The organism is Planctomycetia bacterium (assembly GCA_015200345.1).
Classification (GTDB): domain Bacteria; phylum Planctomycetota; class Phycisphaerae; order UBA1845; family UTPLA1; genus PLA3.
On the sequence record CP054187.1, the window covers coordinates 1,392,419 to 1,412,973 of the forward strand.

The following is a 20,555-nucleotide window of genomic DNA, read 5'->3' on the forward strand; positions in this document are numbered from 1 at the left end:
GTCACTGACCACTGACCCTATGCTTTCACGATCTTCTCACGACCCCTGCGCACCTTCGCCGTTGCGTTGCGGCTGTCGATCACCAGTTTCGAATGCCGCACGATCGCATCGTAGTCATAGGCCGAGTGATCGGTGGAAATCAGCACCGCGTCATAGCGCTTCAAATTCGCCGGTGTCAACGGCACCGATTTCATGCGCAGATCGTGCTCGCGGCCGCGATGCGTGCGCGGAATGTGCGGATCGTTGTAATCAACCTTCGCGCCGGCATGCCGCAGCAGCTCGATCAACTCGATGCTCGGGCTTTCCCGCAGATCATCAACGTCCTTCTTGTACGCGAGCCCCAGCACGAGGATTCGAGATCCGCGAAGCGGCTTGCCCCGATCGTTCAACGCATCGGACAACCGATTAATCACATACCGCGGCATGTGCGTGTTGATCTCGCCGGCCAGTTCGATGAACCGCGTCGGCTCGCCGTACTGCCGCGCCTTCCACGTCAGGTAAAACGGATCGATCGGGATGCAGTGCCCGCCCAGACCAGGCCCGGGATAAAACGCCGAATACCCGAACGGCTTGGTCTTTGCCGCGTTGATCACGTCCCAAACGTCGATGCCCATCCGGTCAAAGAGCATCTTCAACTCGTTGACCATCGCGATGTTCACGCAGCGGTAGACGTTCTCGACGATCTTGGCCGCCTCCGCCACTTCGCAACTCGACACGGGCACGACCTGCGCGATCGCTCCGGCGTACAGCTTCACCGCCAGCCGCTTGCTCGTCGGATCATTCCCGCCGACCACCTTCGGTATCGTTTCGGTGCTGTAGTCCTTGCGGCCGGGGTCTTCGCGCTCGGGACTGAACGCGAGGAAAAAATCACGTCCCGCCTTCAGACCACTGCCTGCTTCGAGGATCGGCTTGACCAATTCACGCGTCGTGCCGGGATACGTCGTCGACTCCAGCACGACGAGCTGCCCCTTGCGAAGCTGCGCCGCGATCGCCCGCGACGTCGATTCGATGTAACTCATGTCCGGATCACGGCTCTTCGAAAGCGGCGTCGGCACGCAGATGATGATCGCGTCGGGCTTGCTCAACTCCCGAAAATCCGCCGTCGCGCGAAACCGACCGGCGCGAACCAGTGAACTGATCGTCGACGACGGGATATGCTTGATGTAGCTCTTGCCCGCGTTGAGCTGCTTCACCTTCGACCCGTCTATATCAAAGCCCAGACACTTGTACCCCGCCGATCCGAACGTCCGCACCAGCGGAAGACCGACGTAACCCATGCCCATGACGCCGACCAGCGCGCGGCGCGAGTCAATTCGCTTCTCTAGATCCTTGCTGTTCAAGGAAGTTGTCTCCTGTGAATTCTTCGCCATCCGACGACCCCTCCGCTTCCGGAAGGGCCGACCGAACGGAGCATTAGAAGGGCTGCCGCATGGACAGACAAGCGACGCGAAGCATCCGCCCATGCGGACCGACCACCTTAATCGGACTTGATCGGACTGAACCCACGCCCCCTTTGAACCGTAGTGATAGCGACGTTCGGCGCATCCGATAATCTGGTTTCACGCCCACCCGGCAACCCAATAGCAGCCTGCTTGCCCTCGGCTGTGACCCCGATACACTGCGCCGCACCGACAACCATGCTCCCAACCTCGCCCCTCATGCTTGGCGGAATCTGGACAGCCATCTCCCACAACTGGGCGCTGTTCTCCATTTTGCTTACGTTGCTCCTCCTGGTCATCGTGCCGGCGCTGGTTCTCGCCAAGTACGTCCGCATCAGCCTCAACATCATGAAGGACACGGTGCCGCCGCTCTCGGTGCCGCAGCTCTGCTTCGACCGCATCCCCGGCGAGGAGCGCGACGTCTTCGCCGCCGACGGCATCCGCCTGCGCGGCGTCTTCATGCACCCCCCGCCCGGTGTCCCGCGCCGCGGCCTCATCATCTTCGCGCCGGAGTTCATGAGCGACCGCAACAGTTGCGCACGGTACTGCCGCCCGCTGATCGAGGCCGGTTACGATGTGTTCTCCTTCGACTTCCGCGGACACGGAGAAAGTGCGAAAGAGGATGGCTACAACCCGCGCCAATGGGCCAGCGACCGCGAGATCTCCGACATGACCGGCGTCATCAGTTTCGCCGAACAATGGCTGGAGAAAATGGGCTACCCCCTCGAGATCGGTCTTTTCGGCATTTCACGCGGCGCGTGCACGTCGATCCTCGTCGCGGCCCAGAACCCCGTCGTGAAGGCCATCGTCGTCGACGGGGCCTTCTCCTCCGACCATACGCTCGAACACCTCATGAAACGCTGGGCCAAGATCTTCGCCAAAGTGAAGTTCGTCTATGAAAACCACCCGCCCGAGTTCTGGCGGTTCCTGCGTTGGTGCCTCTTTGTCACCTGCCGATTCAAGTTCGGCTGCACCTACCCGTCGGTCAAAAAGGCCCTCAAACGCATGCCGCCCCGACCGCTCCTCTTCGTCCACGGCCAACGCGACAGCTACATCCCCGTCGAGCAGTCGCGCATGCTTTATGCCCTCGCCCCACAGCCCAAGTACCTGTGGATCGTTCCCGGAGCGAAGCACAACCAATCGGTGGACATGGCACCGGCCGAGTACGCACGCCGCACGGTGGAGTTCTTCGATCAGTACCTCTGGCGCAAGGCCGAGCCGCACAACATGTACCACCCGGATCGCTTCGCTCGCATGGCACGCTCGGCGCGGGATGGTGACACGCGCTCGGCGCCTGACCGAAGCGATGGCGAGTCGCGCGTTCCCGCCTCCAACGCTAACGGGACGATCGAAGTCGCAAGCAAATCTCAAAACTGACGGCGGAGGCCCGCGACAAAGCCACAGTCTCAACGATTCCCTCTCCCTTCCAGGGAGAGGGCCGGGGTGAGGGTAAGCCGTTGAACGCGCCCGGAATCGTCTTCTCTGCTCAACCGCTACACGCCAACGCCTGCTGCCCTGCCCGACAGCCCAGACCATCCTTAATTCCGAAAGGCAAACTGTCTCACTTTGAGTGAAACATTTCACTGTCGCTTATCACCGGTCCTCATTGGCTGTTGACATGAGAAACTAATCGTAGCACCCCTACAACCGCACAATCTCCCCATAGCTCTCCGGCCGGCGGTCGCGGAAAAACTGCCACGTGTTCCGCACCTCGCGGATCATGTCCAGATTCAAATCCGCCACCACCACGTCATCCTCCACGCGCTTGCCCATCGCCAGCATCTGCCCGCGCGGGTCGCAGAAATAACTCTGCCCGTAGAACTCGCCGATCCGCCACGGCTCTTCCACGCCAGGCCGATTGATCGCCCCGACAAAATACTGATTCGCCACCGCGTGGGCCGGCTGCTCCAGCTTCCACAAATACTCGCTCAACCCCGCCACCGTCGCCGACGGATTAAAAACTATCTCCGCACCGTTCAATCCCAGACACCGCGCCCCCTCCGGAAAATGACGATCGTAGCAAATGTAGACGCCCACCTTGCCGACGGCCGTATCAAACACCGGGTAGCCCAGATTGCCCGGCCGGAAGAAGAACTTCTCCCAGAATCCCGGCGCGACGTGCGGAATATGCATCTTGCGATATTTGCCGAGGTACTTTCCGTCAGCGTCGATCACGGCGGCCGAGTTGTAATACACGCCGGGCAGGTCTTCCTCGTACATCGGCACCACCAGCACGATCTTCAGCCGCTTTGCCAGATCGCACATCAGCTTCACGGTCGGCCCGTCGGGAATCTTCTCCACGAGGCTGTACCACTTCGTGTCCTGATCGCAGCAGAAATACGGCCCGTAAAACAATTCCTGCAAGCAGACGACCTGCGCCCCCTGCTTGGCGGCGCTTTCGATCAACCCGACGTGCTTGTCGATCATCGACTTCTTGATCTTCTCAATCGGGCTGGTTCCCGGCTCGGACAACGTCGCCTGAATCAATCCGCCTCGTACAATGCGTGGCATGTGCGTGCTCCTGCTGATAGGTTGGTTCACCCCATTATGCCGCCCAATCGCAAACCGCGAAACCGAATGACGCTCAATCGTTCGACCGCTCCCTGCCCAATCGCTCCTGCATCGCCACCTTAACACCACGCCGCTTTTCGCCGACAATCCCACCTATCATGACCACCTCTCGCCTCGCCATCGGCCTTTCCCTCATCTGCCTCGCCCCACCATCCTGCTCGCAGCCCAAACATCCCGGCACCGCGGCAACCGCTGCCAGCCGCTGGCAGCACCCCACCACCCCGGAGTGCACTTCCCTCCTCGGCAAGCCGCTCTTCGCAACGCCACCCGGCAACTTGGACAACCTCCTCGGCGATCTCGCCGACGCTGAAGCCTTCGCCGCACAACAGCCCGACAACCCCGACGGCCGAATCTGGATCGGCCGTCGGCTCGGTTACCTCTGGCGCATGAACGACGCCATCGCCGTCTTCACCGAAGGCGCCCGCCGCTGGCCGGACGACGCCCGTTTCCTGCGACACCGGGGCCATCGCTATATCGCCATCCGCCGCTTTGATGACGCCATCGCCGATCTGGAGGCCGCCGCGAAGCTCATCGACGGCCGCGCCGACGCCGTCGAACCGGACGGCATGCCCAACGAACAAAACATCCCGCTGACCACGACCGGCTTCAACGTGTGGTACCACCTCGCCCTGGCGCGGTACCTCAAGGGAGACTTTGAGGGGGCATTGGCCGGCTGGCGACGGGCGAAAGGCTTCGGCCGCGGATTCGATGACAATACAGTGGCACTCGCCGATTGGGAATACATGACCCTGCGCCGGCTGGGCCGCACCGCCGAAGCCGCCGCCGTGATCGCGCCGATCCACGCGAAGATGATCATCATCGAGAACCACGCCTACCTGCGCCGCGTGCTCATGTACAAGGGCGAATTGAAGCCTGACGATCTGTTGAGCGAGCGCGACGCCCGCCCGCTCGACATCGCGACCCAGGGCTACGGCGTCGGCAACTGGTACCTCTACAACGGCGACACGGAAAAAGCCCGCGCGATCTTCCGACGCGTCGTCGAAGGCCCCTATTGGCCGGCCTTCGGCCACATCGCCGCCGAGGCCGACCTGGCACGACTGCATTGAGCCAATCTGCGGATTGACTGTTAGCAAGCTGGCAGCCAATACGGTGGACGGCCTGTTTGGACGGCCTCGACCGGCGGCGCCCTTTCATTCTTTGCGCCGGCATCCACAGGTCTGCCCGCGTTTGCACGTTCGCGCGCCCTCAACTACCATCCCCCCTTTTCGCGGCCGCTCTTTTTTCGCGCCGCCAGCGCCGACATCGAACAACCGCCATCACCACGGAGCCTCACCATGACCGCGCAAGCCATCACCATGTCCGGCGGACGCCTCAACGTGCCCGATGAACCGATCATCCCCTTCATCGAGGGCGACGGCACCGGGCCGGACATCTGGCGCGCTTCCGTCCGCGTACTCGACGCAGCCGTCGCCAAGGCCTACGACGGCAAACGCAAGATCGCCTGGAAGGAAGTCTTCGCCGGCGAGAAAGCCTTCAACCTGTTCCGCAAAACCCTCGGCGACAAAAAAGCCTGGCTGCCCGACGAAACCGTCGACGCCTTCCGAACCTACCTCGTCGGCATCAAAGGCCCCCTCACGACGCCGGTCGGCGGCGGCATCCGCTCGCTGAACGTCGCGCTGCGCCAGATGCTCGATCTGTACGTTTGCCTAAGACCCGTCCGCTGGTTCAAGGGCGTCCCCAGCCCCGTCAAGCGACCCGGCGACTGCGACATGGTCATCTTCCGCGAGAACACCGAGGACATCTACGCCGGCATCGAGTACGCCGCCGGCTCGCCCGAGGCGAAGAAACTCCTCGACTTCCTCGCCGCCGAGTTCCCCAAGGACCACGAAAAAATTCGCTTCGGCACCGCGGCCAAGGCCGTCGAATGGCAACAACTGCTCGAATCCATCGGCGCGCCCAAACGCGACATCACCGGCGGACCCGGCGGCGGCGTCTTCGTCGGACTCGGCATCAAGCCCGTCAGCTACCTCGGCACCGAGCGCCTGGTCCACTCCGCCATCGGCTACGCCCTCAAGTTCGGCCGAAAATCCGTCACGCTCGTCCACAAGGGCAACATCATGAAGTTCACCGAGGGCGGCTTCCGCGACTGGGGTTACCAGGTCGCCACGCAGTTCTATCGCGGGCAGATCGTCACCGAGCGCGAGTCATGGATCCTCGGCAACAAGGAAGCCAACCCCGACCTCACGCCCCAGGCCAACGCAAAGCTGATCGACCCAGGTTACGACATGATGGACGCCGACAAGCAGCAGAAGATCGTCGCCGAAGTCGAAGCCGCGCTGAAGCTCTGGCCCACCCACGGCGACGGCAAGTGGAAGAAGATGCTGCTCATCAAGGACGCCATCGCCGACATCGTCCTGCAACAGGTGCTCACCCGCCCGCGCGATTTCGATGTTGTCGCTACGCTCAACCTCAACGGCGATTACCTCTCCGACGCCCTCGCCGCACAGGTCGGCGGCATCGGCATCGCTCCCGGCGGAAACATCAACTACCTCACCGGCCACGCCGTCTTCGAAGCCACCCACGGCACCGCCCCCAAATACGCCGGCCTCGACAAGGTCAACCCCGGCAGCGTCATCCTCTCCGGCGAGATGATGCTGCGCTACCTCGGCTGGACCGAAGCGGCCGATTTAATCATCAAGGGAATGGACGGCGCGATCTCGGCCAAAACCGTGACCTACGACTTCCACCGGCTCATGAAGGCCGAAGGCGACGACACCGCGAAGGAGTTGAAGTGCAGCGAGTTCGCCGATGCGGTGATTAGGCACATGTAGAAGAGTAGCTGCTATGAACGGCGACGCTATTTGCGGCTTAACCGTTTGAGAAACAGTTTGCGTCGGCTGACTATCTCGATCGCGTTGCAGCAATGCGGTTCAGGCAGAGTCCGGCTCACTCCCCAAACTTAATCCCCTGCGCCAGCGGCAGCTCCGTCGTGTAATTGATCGTATTCGTCTGCCGCCGCATGTACGCCTTCCAACTGTCCGAGCCGCTCTCGCGGCCGCCGCCGGTCTCCTTCTCCCCACCGAAGGCCCCGCCGATCTCCGCACCGCTCGTGCCGATGTTCACGTTCGCGATCCCGCAATCGCTTCCCACGGCCGACAGGAACCGCTCGGCCTCCAGCAGGTTGCGCGTGAAAATCGCACTGCTCAACCCCTGCGGCACGTTGTTATGCAGACGAATGGCTTCATCAAGATCATCCAGACCGCAGCGAGCAGCGGGCTTCAGCCCGCGCGGCGCCGCTTCCGCCGCGCCCGCCTTGCCGTATCCGATGATGTACAGAATCGGCGCGAAGGTTTCCTCCTGAACGATCTTGAACTCGTTCTTCGCGTTGGCGATGCACGGCGACACGTAGCACCCGCCGGGGTAGTCCGCGCCCGTCAACACCTGTCCGCCGCACAGGATCTCGCCACCCTCTTCCTTCAGCCGCTTCAACGCGTTCTGCATGTCCGTCACTGCGCCCGCATCGATCAACGGCCCCATCAGCGTCCCCTCGGACAGCGGATTGCCGATCTTCACCTGCTTGTACGCCGCGACCAGCCGATCCGTCAGCTCCTTCCGCACGCTTTCGTGCACGATCAGCCGCCTCGTGCTGGTGCAACGCTGACCGGCCGTGCCGACCGCGCCGAACACGATCGCCCGCAACGCCAGATCAAGATCGGCCTCGGGTGTTACAATAATGGCATTGTTACCGCCCAGCTCCAGAATCGTCCGCCCCAGCCGCTTGCCGACGACCTCCCCGATGCGATAGCCCATCCGGCACGATCCCGTTGCCGAGATCAGCGGTATCCGCCGGTCGTTGATCAACTGCTCGCCGATCGTCGATCCCCTGCCGATCACGAGGCTGAATATCGCCGGATCGACCTTGTTCGCACGGCAGACACGCTCGGCGATCTTCGTCACCGCCACGGCCGTCAGCGGCGTCTTGCTGCTCGGCTTCCACAACGTCGCGTTGCCACAGACCGCCGACAACGCCGAGTTCCACGCCCACACCGCCACAGGAAAATTAAACGCGCTGATCACCCCCACAATCCCCAGCGGATGCCACTGCTCATACATCCGATGCCCCGGCCGCTCGCTGTGCATGCTCAATCCATACAACTGGCGCGACAACCCGCAGGCAAAATCGCAGATGTCGATCATCTCCTGCACTTCGCCCTCGCCCTCGGCGCGAATCTTCCCCATCTCCAGCGTCACCAGCGCGCCCAGATCGCGCTTGTGCTCGCGCAACGCATTGCCCAACTGCCGCACGACCTCCCCGCGCACCGGCGCCGGCGTCACCCGCCACGACTCAAACGCCCTGGCCGCCGCCTCCATGATCTGTTCGTACTCGGCCGAATTGACCTGCGACACCGCACCGATCACCTTGCCGTCGATCGGCGACGCGCTTTCCAGCTTCGCGTCGCTGCCGAGCCACCTCCCGCAGAACCCGCCGGGATTGACCGACTCGATGCCCAACCGCTTGAGAATCTCTTGCATGCGATTACCTTCGTTCTTCTTATTTCCGGGATTGGAGAACCTCGACGACGCGGAGAAAGCTCGCGCGACGAGCCGTTCACGACGGTTCGCGGGAATCGCTTCGCACGTCCGCGCTTTCCGGATACCCGCCAGCCAGCGCGATCGAACTGATCGTCTGACTGCCGCGGTCGCGCGCCTTTCTACCGCTGATCAGATTCCTTTCGGCCTCGGCTTCGGTTTGCCTTTCGGCGCCGCCTTGGGAGCATCCGCCGGCTCCTCGCCCCCGGCGCGCACCAGCACCACGGACACCTTGACCTCCGGCTCCGCCGCCACCTTGCTGCCCACCGCGCCGGGCTTGCCTTCGATGCCGAACTCTTTCAGCGGCACCTTGAAGGTGCCTTTGATGCCCAATGCCTCCTTCGTCTTCGCCGATTTGGAAACATAGGAAAGCGTGACCGGAATGGTCATTTCCACGTCACGACCGTTCAACGACATCGTGCCGACCAGCTTGGTCTTGAACAACGTCGGCTTCGTGTTCTTCTTTTGAAGATTGCTTTCCTCGACGCCGGTGACCTTGAAGACAATCTCCGGATACGTTCCCGCGTTGACCCACGGATCGGCTCGCATGTGTTCATCGCGCATCTTGTTGCCCGTCGATACCTCGCTCCACGGCACCTTGAACTCCCCCGTCGCCCCCTCCGCCACGTTCCGCGGGTTCAGTTCCAGCCACCCCTCGATCTTCTTCGCCGTCCCCTTGATCGTCTCACCGGGCGCTTTGGACGTGAACGAAATCTGATTCCGCGCCGACTCCGAATCAAACTCATACCGCGTCTTCTCATTCGGGCCTTTGTTCAAGCCCGTCGCCGATGCGGATTTCTTCTCGCCCTTCTCCGTCGGACCGGCCGCCGCGCCCTCGCCCCCCTCTTCTTCTGACGCCTTCGCCTTGATCTTCCGACCCGTGGCGACCGGCGGCTCATAGGCCTTCAGCAACTCCACCCCAAACGCCGCCAACAGGAACGCCGCTGAAAAATATACAATCGACTTTCGTATCATAATGCACCACTCCCGGCAGGCTGAACAATCGACCCGTCAGCGGCCGACGCACCGCTCATTCGGGACACTCCGTTCGAGACGCTCCATGATACCCGCTCGGCACCCGGCCACAAAGCCGGTTTCGCCTCGCATCCCGTCGCTTTCGGCTCTGGACGAGCCGGCGCGCGCCGACGGCGCGGGCACCAGGTCGACGCCGTCACGGTCGAGCGCTGCGGGCGAACCCCCTCCCGAGCGTGGTCTCGCCAGCGGCCAGGAGTCCGTCCCGCCACGCCGTAGTCGATCGCCGCCCAGCTTCGTCCAGACCAGCTTCCCCACGGGATAACTCAAGCCCAGCAGCAACAACCCCGCGCCAAGCAGCCGCAGCGTCCACGGATCGTTGGTCTGAATGTCTCGCCCGGCCTTCAGATCGGTTCGCATCTGCACCAGCGCCGCGCTGACGCCCTTCAGCTCCATTCGTAGTGCCGAGATGCTGGCATCCGCTTCGCCGCCGGCCACCGCGGCGGGGTGAACGCATCCCACCGCCGGCTGGCAGGCCGCGATCAGAACCCCCGCACGAAAGGCCGCCTTCCGAACCGCGCGGCGATCACTCATCGAGCGACTCCCGCGCGCCGGATGGCTTGCATGAAGATTCTTGTATCATTTCACGGCCCTGAATCAACGCACGCAGCAGCTCCAGCTTTCGCTCCGCCGACGCCGACGCATCTCGCCAGATCGCATCGGCCGCCGCCTGAACCTCCGGCGACACCCGCCGATCGAGCGACCCCGCCATCGACGCCTGCACCTGACCGCCGACGCCCTCGTAGCGCGCGACTGCGAAATACTCCACGCCGCCGCTCACGCGAATCCCGGGGTTAACCACGTGCCCACCCGCTGCAATCTGCCCGTTGCCCGACTCCCCAAGACGCGAGGCCGCGTCTTTCATCACGCCGCGCATCGCGTCCATCATCTGCGCGTGCTGATTGAATGCATAGCCGCAACCACCCGCGCAACCCGACATCGCACCCAGCGCGGCGAACAATCCTTTGCACAATCCATGCTGTTTCATAGTTGATTCCCCTTGGCAGAATGAGCACGCTCCAGCGCCGAACCGGCCCGCGGCCGAATCGGCCTCGGCGGATTTCAAGCTTGCCCACCGACCCGGCACCGGAATCGGGAACCTCCGTCCGAATATGCACGCGCTGCACTTGGCCGCGACATACGATCACGACCCGGCTACAATTGGACATTCCCTCGCCCAGATGAATCACCTGATTGCTTCCATGATGATCCGAACTTTCCGCATTCGCTCCGGCCGATTTCGTTCCACGTACGCGTTAATCGCCATGCTCCTGCCGGCCCTCGGCATGTCCGGCGGACAGTGCGGCGGCTTCCCGTTCCCTCCGACCGGCGAATGCCCCGGCGACCCGGTCCCTTCCGTCGTCCTCAAGGTCACCAACGGCGCGGGGCAGGTTCTGCCGACCGCGACGGTTTCCTTTCGCGTCAATAACGTCGGGCCGTTCTCCGGCGTTTGTGCCAACGGAACGTGCAACGGTCTGGTCCTCGCGCTCGACACGCTCGGCACTTTTACAATACAAGTGTCTGCACCAGGGTATCTGACCGCCAACCAGACCGTCACCGTCGTCGCCGCCGCCGACGGGTGCCACCCCGTCACGCAGAACATCACCATTCCACTGCAACTCGATAACACGGTCGCCGTTCTGGCCGGCGCGTGGGAATCCGTCAACGCCTACGGACGCACCATCATCCGATTCGGCAGCAACGGGCAGGTGATCGGCGCGATCCTGTTCGATCGAACCATCGCCGGTGACGGAAACTTTTACGTGGCGTACAACAACCGGCCGATCCGCGGCGCACCGGGGCAGTCGATCGTGCTGGCAACCGCCAACGAACCGACGCGCACCCTGAACACAGTCAACTTCGTGACGACGACGCTGGGGTATCCGGTGGGATTCGAAAACGCCGCGCTGGCGGCGGACTTTCTGTCGTTGCAGGGAATGTTGGCCGGCGTGCCGGTCACGTATACACGTCTGTCGAGTATTCCCGGCCCCCTGATGGACCCCTAGCGGCGACGACGCAGAAGCGAACCGCCCGCGCCCGCGAGCAGCAGCATCGCCGTGCCCGGCTCCGGCGCGGCTTCGCCATACAGCGTGAACGACATATCAAGGACCGAGCCGTTTGGCTCCCAGAACGGAACGCCCAGCAGCGTGTCGCCCAGATGCGGGATGCCGCCCTGTCCGCCGATGACCGGCTGCCAGGTCCAGTACGGCAGAAAACCGATAACCGCCTGCACTTCCAGCCAGTAGGGAACATCCGGATCGAGCATCACGCCGGCCGGAAACTGGGCGGAGTAATCCCAGAAACGCTCGCCGTTCTCATTCTGAACCGACACCGTCGGCACGTCCTCGAAATAGTAAATTGCCTTGGTGTAGTCCGGCCCGCCCAACGGCGTGCTGCCGGCCGGTTTCGTCGCGTTCGCATCCTGCGGCCAGATGATGATGTTGAACAGCCCCACCGGCGCGGGTTGGCCGCCGCCGAGGGGAAACGCGCCGGACCACGACAGCTCCGTGAGTTTCCATTTCCCCGACGGATCCGCACTCGGCATGAGAATGAAATCATCGGCCACACCGGAATCAAACGGGAACGCGTACCCGTCCTGCGAGTTCGGCCCGGTGCAGAAATAGCAGTTGCCGCCCAGCGAATTGAAATTGTCGAAAACGATCTCATCACCGCGAGCCATGCCGCACGCCGCAATGGAAAGCGCACACGCCAATTTCATCGTGAGGACGAATTCACCCTCCGTTTGGTTTGACATGGCCGGGTTCCCGTGCGCCCTCGTTATTATACACGCGCGCCGGCAAATCGCCCGGTTTCACGGTCCATAAACCTGCTGATGATTGAATAAACCGCCGCCGCTACTTCAGCTCGACCGACCAGTAGGCGTTGTCCAGAAAGGCCTTCCAGCTCGAGTACCGCCCGTCCGACAGCTTCACCGTCAGCACCGGGTTGCGCTTGGGCTTCTTCGGAACGGTCGTCAGGTGCATGCCGGCCTGCTCGGGGGTTCGACCGCCCTTGCGGATGTTGCATTTCAAGCAGGCGCAGACGATGTTTTCCCACGTCGTCTTGCCGCCGAGGCTCTTGGGCACGACGTGATCCAGCGACAGCTCCGTCGTCGGGAATCGTTTGCCGCAATATTGACAACTGTTGCCATCGCGCGCGTAGATGTTCCGCCGGTTGAACTTCACCGCCTGACGCGGCAGCCGGTCATACACCGCCAGCCGAATGATCCGCGGCACGGCGATGTGCAGCCGCACCGTGCGAATCCAGTCGTGCGCATCCGGCTCGAACTCCCGCGCCAGCGAGCTTAACTCGCACCACTCGGAAAAATCGTATGAAAGGTACTGACCGCTCTCGAGGTGCACCACCTCCGCCAGCTCGCGACAAAGCAGGCTGAACGCCCGCTTCACGTTCACGACGCGAATCGCCAAGTAGTGCCGGTTCAGCACCAGGACGTTGCACGTTGTCCCTGTCGCTTGAGCGTTCACGCTGCACTTCCATCCCGGCGCTTATCGGGAACCCGATCTCGTGGGTGTTGCTCCCCAGCCGCGGCGCCTCACGCGTTCGCCCGCGCCGTCAGCGCTCCCTAGCCGTTGCTACCACCTAATCTTACGACTCCGTACGGCCCATCGCAAGCGTCCGGTAAATGCGCCGCGCCCCGCTCGCTGTCCGATCCCGCGACCCATCGTCCGGCGGTTCGGTCAACCTGCCGCACAAGCTATCATGCACACATGATCTCCCCGGTCGATGCCCGCCTCTTCAACGCCGCGCTCGCACGCCGCAAGTCGCTCATTGAATCCGGCGCAACCACCGCTTATCGAATTCTTAACGGAGCGCCCGACGGGCTGGACGGCGTCGTCATGGAGCGCTTCGGTCCCGTGCTCATCGTCCAATGGCACGAGGGGCGGGCCGATGTCTCACCCGGACGAGTGCAAACCTTTGCCCAGGCAGCTCACGATGCCCTTGGTACGACGGGGGTTTATCTCAAGCGATTCGTGAAGGACCGGGCCGCCGCCGGAACCGACATCGACGCCCGCCATCGCGATGCGACACCGTGGATCGGGCAACCTGTGCCGCCCGAAATCACCATCGAAGAGCACGGCCTGCGATTTCTTATCCGCCCCTATGACGGCTTCTCCGTCGGGCTTTTCCTCGAGCATCGCGACAATCGACGATTGATCCGCGAACTGGCGGCGGGCCGGCGCGTGTTGAACCTGTTCGCCTACACCTGCGGCTTCGGCGTCGCAGCCGCGTGCGGCGGAGCGAGCCTCGTCGCCAACGTGGACCTCTCGCGCCGCTACCTCGAATGGGGGCGCGACAATTTCGCGCTCAACGGGATCGAAACGCGCGCAACCAGTGAAGCGGCAGCCCCCGAATCGGAGGCCGGTCTGATAACCCGATTCTATGCATCGGATACGTTTGACTTCTTCGCCCGCGCCGCCCGGCAGGGCCTGGCGTACGACCTGATCGTGCTGGACCCGCCGACGTTCTCCCGCACCCGCCGACCGGCGCGTGTTTTCGAGCTGGATGCCGATCTTCATCGGCTGCTCGCGGGCGCAATCAGCCTGTTGGCCCCCGGCGGGCATCTGTTCTTCGCCACCAATTACCGACAAATGTCAATGAAACGCATCGAAGCTCAACTGCACGCCGCCGCCGAAGCACGCGACGCCCCCCGCCCGCCCCGCCGCGTGAAGATCCTCAAACGCCCCGCGCTGCCCGCCGACTTCGCCGGCGACGCGGATTATTCCAAGTCGATTCTCGTACGCATTGATTAGCACTGTGTCGCGGCGCGGCGCCTCGATGAACCAAGGCGCCGAACGATTTCACCGGCTCGCCTCCTGACGGATCGGTTTGGTTGTTCGGTTCGACTTCCAAACTCACGAGTTATTTCGGTAACCCCTCAATGATCGCGATCACATCCTTCGGATCGGGCCGATCGTGCGTCTTCCGCGCGATCCAGCGCCACGCAACCCGCCCGTTGCGATCGATCAAATAGTGCGCCGGGATCGTCGTGTCCTTGTCCATGGTCGATTCGTGAAAGAACAACCCCAGCCTGCGGATCACCTCCACCTTTTCATCGCTAAGAAGATCGTAACTCAACTTCTGCCGCGTCGTGACGCCCTTGGCCTCTTTGACCGGGTCCGACGAAATGGCGACCAGCTTGCCGCCGACCGATTCCAGCTTCTTGCTTACAGCTTCGAGACCTCGAAGCTCGGACATGCACACCGGTCACCAGTGCCCGCGATAAAAAACCAGCAACGCCGGACCGTTCGCATGAAGCGATGCCAGCGACACCGGCCGACCTTCCTGATTGGGCAGCGTGAAATCGGCGATCCGCTCGCCCACGGCCGGTGCGTTCGGCGCTTCCGGCTGGACTGACATCACAAACATGAAATACATGAAGAAACCGCCCAGCAGCACGCTGGCCGCGCCGGTCGGCACCGTCCACCACGAACGGCAGCGCGCCATCGCCCACACCGAAATCGCCATCCCGATCAACGCGACCACGATGTTCGGCAGCGCCGTCGAGCGAATCCACGGCACATCCATCAGCGGCATGTACGAAACCATGCCGACCAGTGTGACCGGCAGGCCGATCAGCGCGGCGCGCTTGGCGGACGCTGCACGCGACGGCGCCCGGGGATCCGGCGCGGTTGACCTTGACATGAATTAGACTCCTTACGATTTCACCGGCACGACGCAAGCCGGCCCTGATGACCGAATCCGATTCGACACGAGACGCCTCGCCGGACGCGCTGGAGATTATATCGCCCGTTTCAGCGAATCCACCGCCTTCTCCTCCAGCTTCAGCGCCTGCCCCAGCACGCCGATCTGCTGCTGGCGCATCTGGTACGGCGGCACCGAGTCGCCCGACTCCTTCGCCGACGGCACATACCGCAGATTCTGAATCAACAAGCGCACTTCCTGATCGTACCAGTCGGCCGCCATCAACCAGTGCATCTCCTTGCTGGAGAACGACCGCGCCTGGTCGCGCAGGTACCGCACCGCCGCCGCCCGCGCGTCAATCAGATTCACATACAGCCAGAAGTTCGCATGCACGTACGACGCATCGCGCGGCGCGCGAAGCTGCCCCATCCACGTCTCGAACGCCTTGCGACCCGTCACGTACGCTCCCGCCGGCCGCACCCGCTCGAACAACTCGATCCCGCGACGCACGCCGTCCACATGCACCTGCAAACTCGCCGGTCGCGCCCGCGCGCCGGTCAGCAGAATCACCCCCGTCGGCCAGCCCTTCGCCACGCGATCGACGGACTCCGCTCCGTCGTTGTACGCCCGGCAGAGCCACGTGCGATCCGGGCGATACCCCACGATCAGCCCCCAGTCCTCCGGCGGCATGATGTTCGCCGCCAGCACCGGAACGCGCCGGTCGATGCTGTCGCGAACGGCCTGAAGCAGCGCGTCGCTCGCCGTCAGATCCTCACGCAACACGGCACGAAAATCGTAACTCCAGCCGATCGCCGAGAACAGCGTATCAAGACATCCGTCACCAACCGCCGGATCGGCCGCCCCGGCGTCCCAGCCGTCCGCGCGCACTTGCAGCCGAAACGCGTGCCCGCTCATGCCCATCAGATCGTCGTACGGTATCGAACGGCCCAGCCCCTCCAGCGCCACTTCGAGGCAGTGCATCAGCGAGCAGTCTTTGCCCCGCGCGAAGCCGACCAGCGGCGAAAGACCCACCAGCTTCGCGCTGTTCGCCCCCTCGCGCTCCAGACGCAAGCGCGGCAAATCCGATTGTGCGGGCGCGGACATGGCGCCCGGGGCCGGCATGCCGCACGAAGCGCAAGTCATCGCCGTGAACAGCAGCATCCCGCGTGCCAGCGCGCGGATCGGTTTGAACGGTCGTGGGGTCGCCATGTCGGACCTACGCTACCGCGCCGCCCCGCGCGCTTCCAGCTTCGACCATTGCGACATCGCACGCGCCCACAGCCATATCGGAAGCAAGCGGCCCAATACCATGAATGCGATCAGCAGCAGTCGCCCGGCCCACGGAAGATGCGTCGTCAGTCCGGTTGACATCCCGACGTTATTCGCCGCCGCAACCGCGTCAAACGCGATTTCATAGAGCGTTCCATCGCAACACCCGCGCAGCGCGAGGATCGCCAGCGCGGTAAACCCCATTGATCCGATCGGAATCAGCGCGAGTCGCCCGAAAACGCGCCGGCGCGCCGAGCGATCCCACCCGGCCGCCGATCCCGACAGCCAGAGCATCGCCATCAGCGGCAACACCGTGAGTCGAAATCCGCCGGTCACGCCGCCGACGGACCCGCCGAGCATCGCTCCTGCCATGATCGTGGCATACCCCGGCCAGGAAATGCCTCCCTGCGAAACCGTGAAGCTCTGCAAACCCGCCGACCGCGTCGCCGCCGCATACACGCAGAACGACCACCGCTCGCCGTGCGACATCTGATCGTGCAGCGACGGCAGCGCGCCGCCAAACTCGACCGGCCGCGTCGGCGTCAGGCGCGCCGGCAGGAATCGCGGCGTCTCGCAGAAGAACAGCGTGAGCGCCACGACGGCCAGCGCGCCGCCAAACACACCCGTCTCCCACATCGCCCACGCCCCGCCGCGCGGCGAGTCGATCCCCTCCCCACCGCCGCCCGCGCCCGGCGACGGCCGCAGCAGCGCCATCACCACGGGCAAGCCCAGCGACCCCAGCACTGCCAGAATCGTGACACCAGCGAACGCCAGCGGGTTGCGAAGCTCCGCCGCCAGACCCGACGCCTTCAACGTCCAGCCCGCGTTGAACAGCGCGCTCGCCGCGTGCAACACGCTCCAGCCCGCGCGCACGTCGGCCGTCGGCGCATCCGTCGACGACCACACCGGGTACAGCAGCGCCGCGCCAGCCAGCAACACCGCCGCCGCAGCCTTCAACACCGTCGCCACACGCAACGCCCGGCCAATCAACGGCTGCACGAGCGACGTCCCCACCGCCAGCCACGCCAGCCCAGACAGCACCGTCACCCCGAAGACGACCGTCTGCCCCACGCGCGAAAAATCCTCGCCCAGGCTGTAGATCGTCTGACCCGACAAACATCCGGCCGACACCGACGTCACCGCGCTGCTTAACACGTGCGACCAGAAATTGTGACGGTAATCCGGCACTCCGCTGCGCGTGGCGATCGGCAGCGCCAGCACCAGCGTCGCCGCGACAATCAGCACGCACCAACCGGGCAGCACGCGCGCCAGCACGCGCCGCGCATCGCTCACGTCGCCCTCGATGCCCGCCAGCACCCGCGACAGCCACGCCAACACCGCCGACCCTGCCAAAAACAGCGTCGGCCCCAGCAGCATGAACTCCACGCGCCGAGCGCGCAACGCCAGGACCGCTCCCAGCACGCTGACCATCGCGAACAACGCACGATCCAGTCCACTCGCGATCGCTCGATGCCGTCCGAATGCCGCGCGGACCCAAACCACGCACGACGGCAATTGCAGCAGCGGCGCCAGCCACGCCACCGGCCACGGCGAACCATCGGCCCGCAACATGAGAGCCCCCGCCAGCCCAACAAAGAGGAACGCCGCAAACGGTCGGCCCAAGGGGGGGGTGACAATCTCTGTCACCGTCGAACCCGGTTTTGAATGCTCTCGCGGCATTTGGGCAGACTATCGCTCTGCTCGGCGCTTGACAATGAGCAACGAGGCGATTGTATGGAGGTGGATGCGGCGGGCATCGTATCGGGGGCCCCATCAATACAGTTGAGCGGAATCATGGCTGGCACTCGCACACGCACGGACTCGAACTCACATCGTAACAGCGTCGGTGCGCGCATCCGCAGCCAACGACTGCAACAGGGAATCTCCCAGTGCGGCCTTGCCCAGCGCGCCAACGTCAACCAGGGCTATCTCTCCTCCATTGAACGCGGCGACCGCAACCCGCGACCCGACACCCTCCGCGCCATCGCCGTCGCGCTCGGCGTGCCCGAATCCGTCCTCCTCGGCGACGGCGACGGCCACGACGCACCGCAGCAACTCGACACCCGCGGCCTGCCGCTCTTCGGCACCATTCCCAATGGCGCCCCGACCGACACGCAGGAGCAGCTCGAAATCTTCCCCGTCCTGCGACACCTCTGGCGGCCCGACCGTTACTGCCTCCGCTGCGAATTCGACTCCATGGAGCCGACCCTCAAACGCGGCGACATCATCCTCGTCGACTACCGCCCCGGCGTCGATCCCGAGTTCGTGCAGGGACGCATCTGCGCCTGCCTCGTCGACGGCCGCTCCACGCTGAAGCGCGTCAGCGTCGAGCTACAGACTCGCCAGCGCGTCGTGATCCTCCGGGGTGACAATCCGGCGACGCCGCCCATGCTGATCGACGACTCGCGCGAGTTCGCCATCCAGGGCGTGGCGGTGTGCCTCGTCAGCCGGGAGTTGTAGAAGCGATCCTGCTCTGTTGAAACCCACATCGAACCGGCCGATCCTAGCCCCGAGCGCAAGCGAGCGGGCACCATTCGGTTGCCCACCGGGGCGCGCAGCGTCGCAAAGCCCCGTAGGCTTGCCACCGCCCACCAACACACGCCGCGCGACTGCAACACCTCTCCCCCTTGGGGGAGAGGCCGGGTGAGGGGGAGAACTCGGAAGTGAAGATCATCTACCCTCACCCCAACCCTCTCCCTGAAAAGGAGAGGGTGTTTTGAATCAGCGCGTAACCTGGCCACCGCCCACCAACACTCGCCGCGCGACTGCAACACCTCTCCCCCTTGGGGGAGAGGCCGGGTGAGGGGAGAACTCGGAGTGAAGATCATCTACCACTCACAACCTCTCCCTGAAAAGGAGGGTGTTTTGAATCAGCCGTAACCGCCACCGCCCACCAACACTCGCCGCGCGATCAGCACCTCTCCCTGGGGAGAGGCCGGTGAGGGGAGAACTCGGAAGTGAAGATCATCTACCCTCACCCCAACCCTCTCCCTGAAAAGGAGAGGGTGTTTTGAATCAGCGCGTAACCTGGCCACCGCCCACCAACACTCGCCGCGCGACTGCAACACCTCTCCCCCTTGGGGGAGAGGCCGGGTGAGGGGGAGAACTCGGAAGTGAAGATCATCTACCCTCACCCCAACCCTCTCCCTGAAAAGGAGAGGGTGTTTTGAATCAGCGCGTAACCTGGCCACCGCCCACCAACACTCGCCGCGCGACTGCAACACCTCTCCCCCTTGGAGGAGAGGCCGGGTGAGGGGGGAGTCCCGTAGGATGGGCACCGCCCACCACGATAGAGGTAGGGTGGGTCGGCCGTCTCAACCCGCCGGCTCAATGCGTGGCACAGCCGACCAGCAGGTGCCAGCCGTTTGGTGGTTTGCCATCCCCGCCGGGCCTTGCTTAAACTCCGCCGCCATGGCACGAAGACGCGCTGAAAAAAAGCAGATGCCGCGAGCCGCCGAACCAGCATGGCCCGCGTGACACCGAAGAAAGCAATGCCGACGCAAGCTCGAGTTGTGCAGAGTAAGCCGCTCAACCGCTCCCTCAGCGCCGCCAAGGCCGCCAAGCAGGACGAGTTCTACACCCAGTACGTCGACATCCAGAAGGAAGTCGAAGCCTACCTCGAGTTCGATCCCAACACCTTCCGCGGCAAAATCGTCTACTGCAACTGCGACGACCCCTTCGAGAGCAACTTCTTCAAGTACTTCGCCGCCAACTTCAACAAGCTCGGGCTGAAGAAACTCATCTGCACCAGCTACGACGGCTCGCCCGTCGCCGGGCAGATGACGCTCTTTGACGAATACAACGGCGGTGAGATTGGGGGCGACGGCCACCGCAAGAAGCCCAAGGCCATCGCCGTCATCGTCGACCACGTGAAGGATGAAAACAACGACGGCGCGGCCGACATCGAAGACGTCAAACTCTTCCGCAAGAAGAACAAGGCCAACCGCATCGCCCTCAAGGGCAACGACCAATACCCCGGCGGCGACTTCCGCAGCCCCGAGTGCGTCGAGTTCCTCAATCGCGTATAAT

The 20,555-nt window shown here is 63.6% G+C and carries 18 protein-coding genes and 1 pseudogene; 7 read left to right on the forward strand and 12 right to left on the reverse strand.

Annotated elements, in window-relative coordinates; all coding sequences use genetic code 11:
- Positions 1-17: 17 nt before the first annotated feature.
- On the reverse strand, positions 18-1,370 hold the full coding sequence (locus tag HRU71_05810) for a nucleotide sugar dehydrogenase (GenBank protein QOJ03030.1): 1,353 nt from the start codon (positions 1,368-1,370) through the stop codon (positions 18-20).
- Between the two features lie 267 nt (positions 1,371-1,637).
- Between HRU71_05810 and HRU71_05815 the strand changes: the two genes are divergently transcribed.
- On the forward strand, positions 1,638-2,816 hold the full coding sequence (locus HRU71_05815) for an alpha/beta fold hydrolase (protein ID QOJ03031.1): 1,179 nt from the start codon (positions 1,638-1,640) through the stop codon (positions 2,814-2,816).
- Between the two features lie 264 nt (positions 2,817-3,080).
- On the opposite strand, the gene HRU71_05820 is transcribed toward HRU71_05815, so the two are convergent.
- Positions 3,081-3,950 (reverse strand): acyltransferase, encoded by an 870-nt coding sequence (locus HRU71_05820; GenBank protein QOJ03032.1) that lies wholly within the window; start codon positions 3,948-3,950, stop codon positions 3,081-3,083.
- A 158-nt stretch (positions 3,951-4,108) separates the two neighbouring features.
- Here HRU71_05820 and HRU71_05825 point away from each other — a divergent pair, with 158 nt between their 5' ends.
- Entirely contained in the window at positions 4,109-5,077 is a 969-nt protein-coding gene (locus HRU71_05825) for a hypothetical protein (protein ID QOJ03033.1), read from the forward strand.
- A gap of 228 nt (positions 5,078-5,305) precedes the next feature.
- Positions 5,306-6,802: an isocitrate dehydrogenase (NADP(+)) gene (icd, locus tag HRU71_05830; protein ID QOJ03034.1), complete on the forward strand. Its 1,497-nt coding sequence runs from the start codon at positions 5,306-5,308 to the stop codon at positions 6,800-6,802.
- A 115-nt stretch (positions 6,803-6,917) separates the two neighbouring features.
- On the opposite strand, the gene HRU71_05835 is transcribed toward icd, so the two are convergent.
- The 4 genes from HRU71_05835 to HRU71_05850 all read right to left on the reverse strand — a co-directional run bounded on the left by HRU71_05835 (position 6,918) and on the right by HRU71_05850 (position 10,581).
- Positions 6,918-8,504 (reverse strand): aldehyde dehydrogenase family protein, encoded by a 1,587-nt coding sequence (locus HRU71_05835; protein ID QOJ03035.1) that lies wholly within the window; start codon positions 8,502-8,504, stop codon positions 6,918-6,920.
- 189 nt (positions 8,505-8,693) lie between these two features.
- Entirely contained in the window at positions 8,694-9,536 is an 843-nt protein-coding gene (locus HRU71_05840; protein QOJ03036.1) for a YceI family protein, read from the reverse strand.
- A gap of 36 nt (positions 9,537-9,572) precedes the next feature.
- Positions 9,573-10,127 (reverse strand): hypothetical protein, encoded by a 555-nt coding sequence (locus HRU71_05845; protein ID QOJ03037.1) that lies wholly within the window; start codon positions 10,125-10,127, stop codon positions 9,573-9,575.
- Positions 10,120-10,581, reverse strand: a complete 462-nt coding sequence (locus tag HRU71_05850; protein ID QOJ03038.1) for a hypothetical protein — start codon at positions 10,579-10,581, stop codon at positions 10,120-10,122. Before HRU71_05850 ends, HRU71_05845 begins: the two co-directional genes overlap by 8 nt.
- 214 nt (positions 10,582-10,795) lie before the next feature.
- Here HRU71_05850 and HRU71_05855 point away from each other — a divergent pair, with 214 nt between their 5' ends.
- A complete protein-coding gene (locus tag HRU71_05855) occupies positions 10,796-11,599 on the forward strand; it encodes a carboxypeptidase regulatory-like domain-containing protein (protein ID QOJ03039.1) in 804 nt (267 codons plus the stop codon).
- Here the strand turns inward: HRU71_05855 and HRU71_05860 are convergent.
- Both HRU71_05860 and HRU71_05865 read right to left on the reverse strand, forming a co-directional pair.
- Positions 11,596-12,348 carry a PEP-CTERM sorting domain-containing protein gene (locus tag HRU71_05860; GenBank protein ID QOJ03040.1) on the reverse strand — a complete coding sequence of 251 codons (753 nt, stop codon included), beginning with the start codon at positions 12,346-12,348 and terminating at the stop codon, positions 11,596-11,598. The genes HRU71_05855 and HRU71_05860 overlap by 4 nt on opposite strands.
- A 100-nt stretch (positions 12,349-12,448) precedes the next feature.
- Positions 12,449-13,078 (reverse strand): HNH endonuclease, encoded by a 630-nt coding sequence (locus HRU71_05865; protein ID QOJ03041.1) that lies wholly within the window; start codon positions 13,076-13,078, stop codon positions 12,449-12,451.
- Positions 13,079-13,321: 243 nt separating this feature from the next.
- Here HRU71_05865 and HRU71_05870 point away from each other — a divergent pair, with 243 nt between their 5' ends.
- The gene (locus tag HRU71_05870; GenBank protein QOJ03042.1) at positions 13,322-14,365 is read left to right on the forward strand and encodes a class I SAM-dependent rRNA methyltransferase; all 1,044 of its coding nucleotides are present in this window, start codon (positions 13,322-13,324) and stop codon (positions 14,363-14,365) included.
- A 109-nt stretch (positions 14,366-14,474) separates the two neighbouring features.
- Here HRU71_05870 and HRU71_05875 read toward each other — a convergent pair whose 3' ends face one another.
- The 4 genes from HRU71_05875 to HRU71_05890 form a co-directional block, all read right to left on the reverse strand.
- On the reverse strand, positions 14,475-14,810 hold the full coding sequence (locus HRU71_05875) for a redoxin domain-containing protein (GenBank protein ID QOJ03043.1): 336 nt from the start codon (positions 14,808-14,810) through the stop codon (positions 14,475-14,477).
- A gap of 9 nt (positions 14,811-14,819) precedes the next feature.
- The gene (locus HRU71_05880) at positions 14,820-15,257 is read right to left on the reverse strand and encodes a redoxin domain-containing protein (protein ID QOJ03044.1); all 438 of its coding nucleotides are present in this window, start codon (positions 15,255-15,257) and stop codon (positions 14,820-14,822) included.
- Positions 15,258-15,353: 96 nt separating this feature from the next.
- Positions 15,354-16,466 carry a hypothetical protein gene (locus HRU71_05885; GenBank protein QOJ03045.1) on the reverse strand — a complete coding sequence of 371 codons (1,113 nt, stop codon included), beginning with the start codon at positions 16,464-16,466 and terminating at the stop codon, positions 15,354-15,356.
- A 12-nt stretch (positions 16,467-16,478) separates the two neighbouring features.
- A complete protein-coding gene (locus tag HRU71_05890) occupies positions 16,479-18,098 on the reverse strand; it encodes a hypothetical protein (GenBank protein QOJ03046.1) in 1,620 nt (539 codons plus the stop codon).
- 222 nt (positions 18,099-18,320) lie between these two features.
- Between HRU71_05890 and HRU71_05895 the strand changes: the two genes are divergently transcribed.
- Both HRU71_05895 and HRU71_05900 read left to right on the forward strand, forming a co-directional pair.
- Positions 18,321-18,986 carry a LexA family transcriptional regulator gene (locus HRU71_05895; GenBank protein ID QOJ03047.1) on the forward strand — a complete coding sequence of 222 codons (666 nt, stop codon included), beginning with the start codon at positions 18,321-18,323 and terminating at the stop codon, positions 18,984-18,986.
- A 1,004-nt stretch (positions 18,987-19,990) separates the two neighbouring features.
- Positions 19,991-20,542 (forward strand): annotated as a pseudogene (locus tag HRU71_05900) (hypothetical protein).
- The last annotated feature ends 13 nt before the right edge of the window (positions 20,543-20,555 follow it).